Raw genomic sequence first — 11,819 nt, forward strand, 5'->3', positions numbered from 1 at the left:
AATGGCCCTGCCCTATAACGGGGTGGGGCCATTTTTTTACGGGGGAATGCTTGAGGGGGTTTTCTGTGGTCGCGGGCATATTGCTCGCGCAATTGTGCGTGTCCGCCACTGCTCAGACCGGCGCGGCGGCGCCTGCTCCGCGCAAGGAGTGGCCGATCGAGGCCTTTGCCGAATTGCCGTTGATGGAGCGGCCGGAACTTTCGCCCGACGGCATGCGCCTGGCCGCCAAGGTGGCGCGCGACGGCGAACTCATGCTGATGATCGCCTCCATCGCCGACGGACCCCATCGCGTCCGTGCCCTGCAATTGGGCGAAAATGATCTCAACTGGTGGAGCTGGGTCAATGACGAATGGCTGATCGCCGGTATTCGCGCCGAGACCAGCGTAGAGGGCATGCCCTGGTCGATCGGCCGTGTCGCCAGCATCAAGAGCGACGGGTCGAAGATCATCATATTGGGCAAGAATGCGGCGGCGCAGAATGCCGACGATGTGATCTGGGTCGCCCGCGACGGCAGCCCGCGCATCCTGCTGGCCTATCAGACGTCGATCTACAGCAATCTTCCCGGTTTCTGGCCGCAGGTGGACTCGGTGGATGTCTCCACCGGCAGGATGCGCCAGCTCGTGCCGCCGCGCCAGAATGTCATGTCCTGGTATGCCGACGCCGCCGGGACGGTGCGCATGGGGGTGGGCTATGACGATGCGGCGCGCACGTCGAAACTGCTCTACCGGGCCGATGACCGGTCCGGCTTCCGGGTGATCGATCGCGCCAATCGCCGCCGCGACGAATCGATGGTGGTGCCGATGCTGTTCACCGCCGAGCCGGGCAAGGCGATCGCCAGCGACGATCATGAGGGCACGGACGCCCTGTACGAATATGACCTCGCCAGGCTGGAACTGGGGAAGAAGATCTTCGCCGCGCCCGGCTTCGACATTGACGGGATAGAGCGTGACGTTGCCGGAACGGGGCTGACCGGGGTCTATTACACCGCCGATGGGCCAGGGGTGCACTGGTTCGATCCGGGGTTGGTGCAGATCCAGGCCGATATCGACAAGGCGGTGGGCGCCGGTCGCCGCGCGCGCATCATGTCCACCAGCCGCGATCACAGCCGCATGATCGTGCATGTCGGCAGCCCGGACCAGCCGGGCAGCTATTATTATTACGACACTTCGGCCGGGGCGATGAGCCTCCTGTCGAAGGTCAGCGCCAGCTTCGGCCCCGGCGTCCATCTCTCCCCGGTCAAGACGATCCGCTACAAGGCGCGCGACGGGCTGGAGATCGCGGCCGTCCTGACCTTGCCCGCGGGCAGGGATGCGAAGAATCTGCCGCTCATCCTGCTGCCCCATGGCGGACCCTTTGCGCGCGACAGCGAGCAATGGGACTGGTGGGTGCAGTTCCTCGCCTATCGCGGCTATGCCGTGCTCCAGCCCAATTATCGGGGGTCGTCGGGCTATGGCACGGCCTTTGCCAACAAGGGCGAGGGGCAATGGGGCCTCGCCATGCAGGACGACCTGAACGACGCGGTCGACTGGGCCGTGCAGCAGGGGATTGCCGACGCGAAGCGGGTCTGCATCGCCGGGGCCTCCTATGGCGGCTATGCGGCGATGCGGGCGGCGCAGCGCGATGGTTCCAGATATCGCTGCGCCATTTCCTATGCCGGGGTTTCCGACCTGGCGGCGATGATGCGCTATGATTCGCGGTTCCTCAACCATGGCACGCGCAAGGACTGGATGAAGGAGCAGGCGCCCGATTTCTTCGCCGTCTCTCCGATCAACTTCGCCGCGCAATTTTCCACGCCGATCCTGCTGATGCATGGCAAGAAGGACCGCCGCGTCCAGGTCGGCCAGTCCCGCGAAATGGCGGAGAAGCTGAAGGCCGCGGGCAAGGTCGTGGGTCGCGACTATATCTATGTCGAACAGCCGCTGGCCGACCATTTCTTCTCGCGCCAGGCCGACCGGCTGGAATTCCTCCAGCGCATGGATGCCTTTCTGAAGGAGCATAATCCGGCCTGACGAGGGCGCCCTGCCGCGTCCGGCGGCCTGCCCGCCCCGCATCAGGGGCGGGCAGTGCGCGTCTGAAACAAAATGGCAATGCGATAGTCACAAAAGAGTCATCTATCGGTCATATTGGCCCCATCGCGCCAGCAAGGGCGGGGGAGATGAATGATGCGATTGACTACCAGATTATTGCCTGCGCTCGTTGCGCTTGCCTTTCCCGCCATGGCCCATGCCAGCGAAGACGAACAGCTTTGGACCACGGCCAGCGCCATGGTGAAGTTGAGCGACCATTGGCGTTTCTCGCAAGAGGTCATCGCCCGGTTCAGCAATGACCGCGACGGGCTGTACGAGGTCGAGATGAACTCGCTGCTCGGCTACAAGCTCAGCAAGAAGGTCACGGTCTGGGCGGGCTATACCCATGATCCCAATTATAATGCCGGCGATTTCGCGGTGATGGAGCATCGTGGCCGCCAGCAGGTGACCTTCGACAACATCGTCAAAATCGGCCCCGGCCAGCTCAGTGCCCGCCTGCGGCTGGAGGAGCGCTGGCGTGAAGGGATTGACGGCACCGCCTGGCGCTTGCGGCCCTTTGTCAAATATGTGCTCCCTTTCAGGGAAGGCGGCAAGACCGCGCTGCTCCTCAGCCATGAGAGCTTCATCGATCTCAACACCACCAATTTCCAGCGCGTCGAGGGCGAGGAGCGGATGCGCAATCTGATCGCCATCACCACGCCGGTCGCGAAGAACATCAATGCGGAGATCGGCTATCTCCACCAGCATGGCTTCCGCCCCCATGCCGACGATCCCAATGACAATGTCGCGTCCTTCTCGCTGAACTTCAATTTCTGAACCGGCGGCTGGATTCGACCCGATTCCGGAATTCCCCTCCCGCAAGCGGGAGGGGGGGAAGTCACGCCCGCCTTTCCCCAATCCATCCGTCGGCATGACGGTCGTGGGGCGGACATGCTTGCCCCGCCATGGCATGCGCGCCTATAGCGCGCGCCATGACCAGCGAACCCTTCCGCTCGCAACTGGCGGCGCTTGAAAAGCGCGGCCGCCTGCGCAGCCTGATGCCGCGTGCGGGGCGCGACTTTGCCTCCAACGACTATCTCGGCCTCGCATCCGACCCGATCATCGGTCAGGCCGTGGCCGATGCCGTGGCGCGCGGCGTGCCGGTGGGATCGGGCGGATCGCGCCTGCTGCGCGGAAATGCGCCCGAACATGAAGGGCTGGAGGCGAAGGCCGCCGCCTTCTTCAAGACGCAGGGCGCGCTGTTCCTGGCGAACGGCTTTGCCGCCAATCTCGCGCTGTTTTCCACCCTGTCCCAGCGGGGCGACCTGATCGTCGCGGACGAACTGATCCATGCCAGTGTCCATGACGGCATCCGCATGTCGAAGGCGGCGACCGTCTTCGCCCGCCATAATGAGGTTCAGAGCTTTGCCGACCTGATCGCCGCCTGGCGCGCCGAAGGAGGCAAGGGGCGGGTGTGGATCGCGGTCGAGACGCTCTATTCGATGGACGGCGACATGGCGCCGCTGGCCGACCTCGCCACGCTGGCGGCGAAGCATGACGCCATGCTGATCCTGGACGAAGCCCATGGCACCGGTGTGTTCGGGCCGTCCGGGCGGGGCCTGTCGTCCGGCCTTGACGGGCTGCACAATGTCGTGACGCTGCACACCTGCGGCAAGGCGATGGGCGTGGAGGGCGCGCTGATCTGCGGGCCGCGCATCCTGATCGACTATCTGATCAACCGGGCCCGTGCCTTCATCTTCTCGACCGCGCCTTCGCCGCTGATGGCGGTGGCGGCCTCGGCCGCGCTCGACCGGATCGAGCAGGCGGGCGACCTGCGCGAGCGATTGAAGACGCTGATGATCGACGCCGCGGAGGTCATCTGTGCGCCGCTCGGCCTGCCCGCGCCCCGCAGCCAGATCGTGCCCGTGGTGCTGGGCGAGGACCGCCGCGCCATGGCGGCCGCTGCCGCCCTGCAGGAGGCGGGCTTCGACGTGCGCGGCATCCGCCCGCCGACGGTGCCGCCGGGCACCAGCCGCCTGCGCATTTCGCTGACGCTCAACGTTGGGCGCGCAGACATTGCCGCGCTGGGCGAGGAACTGCGGCGGATCGTGGCATGAGCATCTTCATCGTCACCGGAACCGACACCGATATCGGCAAGACCGTCTTCGCTGCGGGCCTGGCGGGCGCTTTGGGCGCGCATTATTGGAAGCCGGTCCAGGCGGGCGTCGATCCGGAGGGCGACAAGGAAAGGGTCGCCGCCCTTTCCGGCCTGCCCGCTTCGCATATCCTGCCCGAAGCCTATCGGCTGACCACGCCCGCCTCGCCCCATCTGGCGGCCAGGATCGACGGCGTGGAGATCGACCTCGGCCGCCTGGCCCTGCCGCCGGTCGACGGGCCTTTGGTGGTGGAAGGCGCGGGCGGGCTGATGGTGCCGGTCAGCGAAAGCCTGCTGATGATCGATCTGTTCGCGCATTGGGGCGAAGCGGTGATCCTGTGCGCGCGGACCGGGCTGGGCACGATCAACCACAGCCTGCTCAGTATCGAAGCCCTGCGGGCGCGGAATATCCCGATCGCGGGCATGGTGTTCATCGGGGAACCGCATCAGGAGAATGAACGGATCATCCCGCTTCTGGGAAAGGTGCGGTGCCTCGGCCGCCTGCCGAAGCTCGATCCGCTGGATGCGCAGACGCTGCGCACGGCGTTCGCCGCGGCAATCGCCCTGCCTTGACGGGCGGAATGATCCGCCGCTTTCAAAAGCCGCCGGCTTCCGGGATTTTTCGACCAACGACATGGACATCGTGGCTTCGGGGCGCTCAACTCCTTGCCATCATGGGCGCTTGAGCGCGCCCTGACCAAGAAGCAAGGGAAGCTTTGATGAAATATCTCCTCCTCGGCGCAGCGGCCGTTGCGCTGGCCGCGGGCGCGTCCGTCGCCCAGACAAGCCCAAGCCCAAGCCCGGTCGGGTCCGATCCGGCCGCCAAACCCACTTATGGCAGCTACGGCTTCGACAGCGCGGGCATGGACAAGTCGGTGAAACCCGGCGACGATTTCTATGACTATGCCAACGGCACATGGGCGAAGAACACGCCGATCCCGGCAGACAAGTCCAATTACGGTGCCTTCAACACGCTGGACGACCTGTCGCGCGAGCGGACCAAGGCCATTCTCGACGCCGCGCAGGCCGATCCGAACAGCAAGATCGGCAATGCCTATGCCAGCTATCTCGACGCCGTCCTGGTCGAGACAAAGGGCCTGGTCCCGGTCAAGCCCTGGATCGCGAAGATCAAGGGCGTGAAGGACAAGGCGAGCTATGCGAAGCTTGCCGCCGAAGCCGCGCGCGCAGGCATTGACGGACCTTTCGGCTTTTCCGTCAATCAGGACGACAAGGACCCCGAAACCTACATCCTCGTGCTGCACCAGGATGGGCTGGGCCTGCCCGATCGCGACTTCTACCTTGAGCCCGATGCGAAGATGGCGGCGATCCGCACCGCCTATGTCGCGCATCTGGAAAAGATGCTGACGCTTGCCGGAGAAGCCGATGCCAAGGCCCGCGCCGCCGCGTTGATGGCGTTCGAGACGGAAATCGCCAAAATCCATTGGACCCGGGTCGATAGCCGCGACGCCGACAAGACCTATAACAGAATGACGCTGGCCGATTTGCAGAAGGCCGCGCCGGGCTTCGACTTTACAGCCTATTTCGCCGCCAACAGGCTCGCGCCCAAGGATCTCCTGGTGTCGCAGCCCAGTGCCGTCACCGGCGAAGCCGCGCTGATCGCCAAGGCCCCGATCGGCGTGCTCAAGGACGCGCTGCTACTGCGCACGTTGCACAGCTATGCCGATCAGCTGCCCGACAGCATCGCCAACGCCAATTTCGCCTTCTACGGCACCACCCTGTCGGGTACCCCGGAACGCGAGGCGCGCTGGAAACGGGCGGTGGATTTCCTGAAAGGCTCGATGGGTGAGGAAGTCGGCAAGGTCTATGTCGCCCAATATTTCCCGCCGGAAACCAAGGCGGCGATGGACCAGCTGGTCAAGAATGTGATCGCCGCCATGGGCCGCCGCATCGACGGCCTCACCTGGATGAGCGACGCCGCCAAGGCCCGCGCCCACAAGAAGCTGGCCGCCTTCACGCCGAAGATCGGCTATCCCGACAAGTGGCGGGATTATACCGGTCTCGACATCAAGCGCGACGACCTGTTCGGCAATGCGCTGCGCTCCAACCAGTTCGAATTCGACTATCAGATGGGCAAGCTCGGCAAGCCCATCTATCGCTGGGAATGGGGCATGACCCCGATGGAGATCAACGCCTATGCCAATTTTGGCATGGTGGAGATCGTCTTCCCCGCCGCCATCCTGCAACCGCCCTTCTTCGACCCGCATGCCGATCCGGCGGTCAATTATGGCGGCATCGGCGCGGTGATCGGCCATGAACTCAGCCATCATTTCGACGATCAGGGCGCGAAATATGACGAGACGGGCAAGCTCAACCAGTGGTGGAGCGACCAGGACGTCGCCAATTTCAAGGCGCTGACCGACAGGCTGGTCAAGCAATATGATGCCTATGAGCCTTTTCCCGGCGCGCATGTGAAGGGCGCCTTCACCCTGGGCGAGAATATCGGCGATCTGGCCGGCGTGGCGGTGGCGCTGGACGCCTATCATGCCTCGCTGGGCGGCAAGCCCGCGCCGGTGATCGACGGCACCACGGGCGATGAGCGCTTCTTCCTCGGCTGGGCGCAGGTGTGGCGGCGCAATTATCGCGAGCCCAATCTGCGCCAGCGGTTGGTGACCGATCCGCATTCGCCTTCGCAATATCGTACCGACACGGTGCGCAATTTCGACCAATGGTATTCGGCCTTCAAGCCGGAGCCGGGCGGCAAAATCTATCTCGCGCCGCAGGATCGGGTGAAGATCTGGTAAGAATCAGGAAGGGGCCGGTACAAGACCGGCCCTTTTATTGTGTCTTCGCAATGATTTCCCCGGACGATGAATCGTGGGCTAGGAGGGATTAACTGCGATTTATTTGTTGACCGTCTCTTAAATGCAACAGTTTGTCGGATCGGCCTTTTCTCCGGTCAACCTCTTCCACAGCTTTGCGTTCAAACCATGGTCACGTTCGAGGAGAAGCATTTTGACGGGTATGAACTCCATCTTTCTGAAAAGCGGTATGGCATCGATCGCGCTGGCGGTGGCGGGCCCGGCCCTGGCACAGGGCGCTGCCGCTCCGGCCGCCCCTGCGGCTCCGGCTGCGGGCGCCAGCAATTTCAGCGATGCTGAAATCAAGCAGTTCGCCGCCGCCGCGGTCGAGGTGACGAAAATCCAGCAGGATACGACGATCGCTGCCGCGGACAAGCAGCCCAAGATGCTGGCGGCGCTCCAGGCGTCGGGCATTCCGCCGGAAAAATTCAACCAGATCGGCCAGGCGGCCGCCGCTGATCCGGCGCTCCAGCAGAAGATCCAGGCCGCCGCGCCGACTTCCCCGGCCGCGCCTGCGGCACCGGGCGCTGCTCCGGCCGAACCGGCAACCCCGGCAACGCCTGCCCAATAACAGCGGCATTGCAGAAGGGCCCGCCGCGCTAAGCGGCATTGCAGAAGGGGAGGTCATGGGCCTAAGCAGCCGTCATGACCTCCCCTGTCTGGCACCCCTTTTTCCAGCACGGCCTGAATGAGCCGATCCCCCATGTCGAACGGGCAGAGGGGGCTTTGCTATATCTGGCGGACGGCCGCACGCTGATCGACGGCATATCGAGCTGGTGGGTGACGACCCACGGCCATTGCCATCCCCGGATCGCGGCGGCCATCGCGGACCAGGCGGGCAGGCTCGACCAGCTCATCTTCGCCGGTTACACCCATGGACCGGCGGAGGACGTGGCGCGGGGACTTGTCGATCTCGCGCCCAGGGCGGCGGACCGCGATCCGCTGGCGCATGTCTTCTTCTCCGACAGCGGCTCCACGGCGGTCGAGGTCGCGCTCAAGATGGCGCTCGGCTATTGGCATAATCTGGCGCTGGATGGACTGGCCGAGGCACGGCATCGCATCCTGGTGCTCCAGCACAGCTATCATGGCGATACCATCGGCACGATGTCGGTGGGCGAACGCGGCGTCTATAATGCCGCCTGGTCGCCGCTGCTGTTCGATGTGGACACCATTCCCTTCCCCTATGAAGGGCAGGAACAGGCGACGCTCGACGCGCTGCGGGCTGCCTGCGCGCAAAGGCCCGCCGCCTTCATCGTCGAGCCGCTGATATTGGGGGCAGGCGGGATGCTGATCTATCCCGCGCCGGTTCTGCGCGAGATGGCGGCGATCTGCGCACGGTATGACGTGCTGTTCATCGCGGACGAGGTGATGACCGGCTGGGGCCGCACCGGCACGCTCTTCGCCTGCGAGCAGGCGGGCGTCGTGCCCGACATCATGGCGGTGGCCAAGGGCATTACCGGCGGGGCGATCCCGCTGGCCGCGACGCTGGCGACGCCGCGCATCTTCGACGCGCACAAATCGACCGACCGGGCGCGCCTGTTCTACCATTCGAGCAGCTACACCGCGAACGCCATCGCCTGCGCCGCCGCCGTCGCCAATCTCGCCATCTGGCGCGAGGAGGATGTGCCGGGCCGCATCGCGGCCCTGTCGCGGGGCATGGCGGAACGACTCGAGCGACTGGCCCGGCACCCCGCCTTCGCCAACCCGCGCCAATTGGGCGCCATTGCCGCGATCGACCTGATCGCGCCGGACGCGGGCTATCTTTCCGGCCTCGCCCCGCGCCTGCGCGCCTTTGCGCAGGAAAATGGCGTCTTGCTGCGGCCCCTGGGGAACACCATCTATCTGATGCCGCCCTATTGCCTGGACGCGGATCAGCTCGATCACGTCTTCGCGGTGCTTCAAAAAGCCGGTGAAACATTCGGGGCAGCAGCCTGACTTTCTTTTTCGGCATTTTGGCGCTATGGCGGCGCGATTTTTCGGTTTCCCCAGGATATTATGGCAAAAGAAGAACTACTGGAAATGCGCGGACAGGTTGTGGAGCTTCTCCCCAACGCCATGTTCCGCGTGCGGCTTGAAAATGATCACGAGATCCTCGGCCACACCGCTGGCAAGATGCGCAAGAACCGCATCCGCGTGCTGGTGGGCGACGAAGTGCTGGTCGAGCTGACCCCCTACGACCTGACCAAGGGTCGGATCACCTACCGCTTCAAATAAGCCCAGATGCGGCTGATTCTTGCTTCGGCTTCCCCCAGACGGCGTGACCTTCTGGGCCAGATCGGCGTGCGTCCCGATGCGGTGGACCCCGCCGATATCGACGAAACCCCGCTCAAGGGCGAACTTCCCGCCGCCTATGCCGCCCGCGTCGCCGCCGGCAAGGGCGCGCTGGTGGCCGCCCGCCATCCCGGCGCGCTGGTGCTGTCGGGCGATACGGTGGTCGCCGCGGGCCGCCGCATCCTGCCCAAGGCCGAGAGCGAGGCGGAGGCGCGCGCGTGCCTGAAGCTCCTCTCCGGCCGCCGCCACCGCGTGTTGAGCGCCATCACGCTGATCGATGCGGAAGGAAAGCCGCGCCATCGCCTCTCGACCAACATCGTCACCTTCAAGCGGCTGGAGCGGGCCGAGATCGACGCCTATATCGCCAGCGGAGAATGGCACGGCAAGGCGGGTGGCTACGCGATCCAGGGCCGTGCCGCGGGCCTGATCCGCGCCATCCAGGGCAGCCACAGCGCGATCATGGGCCTGCCCCTCTACGAAACCCGCGCGCTGCTCAAGGCAGCGGGCTATCCACTGGACTAAAGTGATTTCGAGGGGAAATGGCACATTTCCCGGCTCGGCAATCACGACCGACAGGAATATCGAGATGGCCGAATGGCTTTATGAAGAAGGAATTGGCGAGGCCCGCGCGGCGCTGATCGAGAAGGGCCGGCTGGTCGAAGCGCAGATCGAGCGCGAGAGTGAAGCCGCCCGCGCGGGTGCGATCATGCAGGGCAAGCTCACGCACACCGTCATCCCGAAGCGGCGCGGCATCGCCCGGCTGCTCTCCGGCGAGGAGGTGCTGGTCGAACCCATCCCGCCGAAAATCGCGGAGGGCGCCACCGTGCTGCTCGAAATATTGCGGGAGGCCATTCCGGAGGAAGGCCGCGCCAAGCTGGCCAAGGCGCGCATCGCCCAGCCGGGTTCGAAGGCGCATCCGGCCCCCAGCCTGCTCCAGCGCATCCGGGCCACCGGCATCCCGGTCGTGCCCTGCCCGGCGCATGAGGAAGACCGGCTCGAAGCCCATGGCTGGAGCGAACTCATGGAAGAGGCGATGTCCGGCGACATCGGCACCGAGGAAGCGGCCCTGCGCATCTTTCCTACTCCGGCGATGATCCTGATCGACGTGGACGGCTCGATGCCGCCGGCCAAGCTCGGCCCCAAGGGCGCGAAACTGGCCGCGCAGGCGATCCGCCGCATGGGCCTGACCGGATCGATCGGCATCGACCTGCCGACGATGAACAACAAGGACGAGCGCGCGGTCGCTTCGGCCCAGATCGACAAATATCTGCCGCTTCCCTTCGAGCGCACGGCGGTCAACGGCTTCGGCTTCATCCAGATCATCCGCCGCCGCGAACGCATGAACCTCATGGAACTGCTCCGTACCGACCCGGTCGAGACGGCGGCGCTGGCGCTCCTCCGCCGCGCCGAACGCCACGGCCATGGCGGCCCGGCGACGATCACGGCTGCGCCCGCGATCATCGACCGGCTGCACAAGGCGCCGGACTGGATCGAACAGCTTGCCCGCCGCCGGGGCGGCGCGATCGGCTTGAAGGCGGACGCGGCGCTTGCCATATCGGCGGGCCATGTCGCCTAAAGCCTCCTCCTCCTGCCCGATCTGCGGCCAGCCCTCCCACCCCGAAACCCGTCCCTTTTGCGGAAGGGCCTGCCGCGACCGCGACCTTTTGCAATGGCTGGGCGAGGGCTATCGCGTGCCCGGCCGCCCGGCCGGGGAGGAGATGAAAAAAAGTGACGATTATGGGGTGGACAGCACCCCGGACTGATGCCTATAGGCACGCCTCACGACGCGCCGGTGGTCCTCACCCGCAACCGTGCCCGGGTAGCTCAGTTGGTAGAGCATGCGACTGAAAATCGCAGTGTCGGCGGTTCGACTCCGTCCCCGGGCACCATTTGTTCTTTTTTCTTCATCCAGCAGCATCCAGAGCCGTCCAGAAAATGGCGGAAAATGTGGGTTTTTCAATAGCCCATCGTCCCCGTACGTCCCCGGGGGTACACTGGCAGCCAGCCCTCGGTGATGGTATTTTGATGGTATCCGGTAAAATACCATCACGGAGATACCATCATGGCGCTCACCGTCACGGCAATAAATGCTGCAAAACCAAGGGATAAGGCCTACAAACTTGCCGATAGTCTGGGGCTGTATCTGCTGGTTGCTCCCTCTGGCGGCCGGCTGTGGCGCATGAACTATCGCTTCCTTGGTCGACAGAAGACCCTCTCCTTCGGAAACTACCCCGACGTGTCTCTCGCAAGGGCGCGGGAGAAGCGAGCGGAGGCTCGGGAGGCGCTGGCCGATGGCCGAGACCCTACCGAAGTGCGCAAGGAGAAGATCCGCGAGCAGCGGGCCAAGGCGGAGGAGACCTTTCAGGCCATCGCCGATGAATGGTTCGGTCGGTTGGAGCTTGAAGGCCGGGCACCCAAGACCCTCCAGAAGATGCGGTGGCTGCTTGAACTGGCGTACCCGCTGATCGGCAACCGGCCGATCGCGGATCTTGCAGCGCCAGAACTGCTGGAGGTCCTGCGTAAGGTGGAAGTGCGGGGCCGGTATGAGACAGCGAATCGCCTCCGCAG

Annotated in this window: 12 protein-coding genes and 1 tRNA gene; all 13 read left to right on the forward strand. The window is 64.8% G+C overall.

What is annotated here, in order from left to right; translation table 11 throughout:
* Window positions 1–50 precede the first annotated feature (50 nt).
* Window positions 51–2,009, forward strand: a complete 1,959-nt coding sequence (locus MJ601_RS14655; RefSeq protein WP_242127686.1) for an alpha/beta hydrolase family protein — start codon at window positions 51–53, stop codon at window positions 2,007–2,009.
* A 153-nt stretch (window positions 2,010–2,162) separates the two neighbouring features.
* A complete protein-coding gene (locus MJ601_RS14660) occupies window positions 2,163–2,843 on the forward strand; it encodes a DUF2490 domain-containing protein (RefSeq protein WP_242127715.1) in 681 nt (226 codons plus the stop codon).
* Between the two features lie 155 nt (window positions 2,844–2,998).
* Window positions 2,999–4,123, forward strand: coding sequence for an 8-amino-7-oxononanoate synthase (locus tag MJ601_RS14665; RefSeq protein ID WP_242127688.1), 1,125 nt, complete (start codon window positions 2,999–3,001; stop codon window positions 4,121–4,123).
* Window positions 4,120–4,734, forward strand: coding sequence for a dethiobiotin synthase (gene bioD, locus MJ601_RS14670; protein ID WP_242127690.1), 615 nt, complete (start codon window positions 4,120–4,122; stop codon window positions 4,732–4,734). The genes MJ601_RS14665 and bioD overlap by 4 nt, the downstream gene beginning before the upstream one ends.
* A gap of 146 nt (window positions 4,735–4,880) precedes the next feature.
* Window positions 4,881–6,923 (forward strand): M13 family metallopeptidase, encoded by a 2,043-nt coding sequence (locus MJ601_RS14675; RefSeq protein ID WP_242127692.1) that lies wholly within the window; start codon window positions 4,881–4,883, stop codon window positions 6,921–6,923.
* Window positions 6,924–7,134: 211 nt separating this feature from the next.
* Entirely contained in the window at window positions 7,135–7,551 is a 417-nt protein-coding gene (locus MJ601_RS14680; protein WP_242127693.1) for a DUF4168 domain-containing protein, read from the forward strand.
* 74 nt (window positions 7,552–7,625) lie between these two features.
* Window positions 7,626–8,915, forward strand: coding sequence for an adenosylmethionine--8-amino-7-oxononanoate transaminase (locus MJ601_RS14685; RefSeq protein ID WP_242127696.1), 1,290 nt, complete (start codon window positions 7,626–7,628; stop codon window positions 8,913–8,915).
* A gap of 60 nt (window positions 8,916–8,975) precedes the next feature.
* Window positions 8,976–9,194 carry a translation initiation factor IF-1 gene (gene infA / locus MJ601_RS14690; RefSeq protein WP_003049127.1) on the forward strand — a complete coding sequence of 73 codons (219 nt, stop codon included), beginning with the start codon at window positions 8,976–8,978 and terminating at the stop codon, window positions 9,192–9,194.
* Window positions 9,195–9,200: 6 nt separating this feature from the next.
* Entirely contained in the window at window positions 9,201–9,773 is a 573-nt protein-coding gene (locus tag MJ601_RS14695; RefSeq protein WP_242127698.1) for a Maf family protein, read from the forward strand.
* Between the two features lie 64 nt (window positions 9,774–9,837).
* A complete protein-coding gene (locus MJ601_RS14700) occupies window positions 9,838–10,827 on the forward strand; it encodes a ribonuclease (RefSeq protein WP_242127701.1) in 990 nt (329 codons plus the stop codon).
* Entirely contained in the window at window positions 10,817–11,014 is a 198-nt protein-coding gene (locus tag MJ601_RS14705) for a DNA gyrase inhibitor YacG (protein WP_242127703.1), read from the forward strand. Before MJ601_RS14700 ends, MJ601_RS14705 begins: the two co-directional genes overlap by 11 nt.
* A 50-nt stretch (window positions 11,015–11,064) precedes the next feature.
* A tRNA-Phe gene (locus MJ601_RS14710) sits at window positions 11,065–11,140 on the forward strand.
* Window positions 11,141–11,313: 173 nt separating this feature from the next.
* Window positions 11,314–11,819, forward strand: a 506-nt coding sequence (locus MJ601_RS14715; RefSeq protein WP_242127705.1) for a tyrosine-type recombinase/integrase, incomplete at its 3' end; no start/stop codon positions are given.

The sequence above is a fragment of the Sphingobium trunci genome (assembly GCF_022664535.1).
In the GTDB taxonomy this organism is placed as follows: Bacteria; Pseudomonadota; Alphaproteobacteria; order Sphingomonadales; family Sphingomonadaceae; genus Sphingobium.

Coding starts and splice junctions, on each gene's coding strand:
- MJ601_RS14660 (WP_242127715.1), top strand. CDS start 2,163: ATGCGATTGACTACCAGATTATTGCCTGCGCTCGTTGCGCTTGCCTTT.
- MJ601_RS14665 (WP_242127688.1), top strand. CDS start 2,999: ATGACCAGCGAACCCTTCCGCTCGCAACTGGCGGCGCTTGAAAAGCGC.
- bioD (WP_242127690.1), top strand. CDS start 4,120: ATGAGCATCTTCATCGTCACCGGAACCGACACCGATATCGGCAAGACC.
- MJ601_RS14675 (WP_242127692.1), top strand. CDS start 4,881: ATGAAATATCTCCTCCTCGGCGCAGCGGCCGTTGCGCTGGCCGCGGGC.
- MJ601_RS14685 (WP_242127696.1), top strand. CDS start 7,626: ATGACCTCCCCTGTCTGGCACCCCTTTTTCCAGCACGGCCTGAATGAG.
- infA (WP_003049127.1), top strand. CDS start 8,976: ATGGCAAAAGAAGAACTACTGGAAATGCGCGGACAGGTTGTGGAGCTT.
- MJ601_RS14695 (WP_242127698.1), top strand. CDS start 9,201: ATGCGGCTGATTCTTGCTTCGGCTTCCCCCAGACGGCGTGACCTTCTG.
- MJ601_RS14700 (WP_242127701.1), top strand. CDS start 9,838: ATGGCCGAATGGCTTTATGAAGAAGGAATTGGCGAGGCCCGCGCGGCG.
- MJ601_RS14705 (WP_242127703.1), top strand. CDS start 10,817: ATGTCGCCTAAAGCCTCCTCCTCCTGCCCGATCTGCGGCCAGCCCTCC.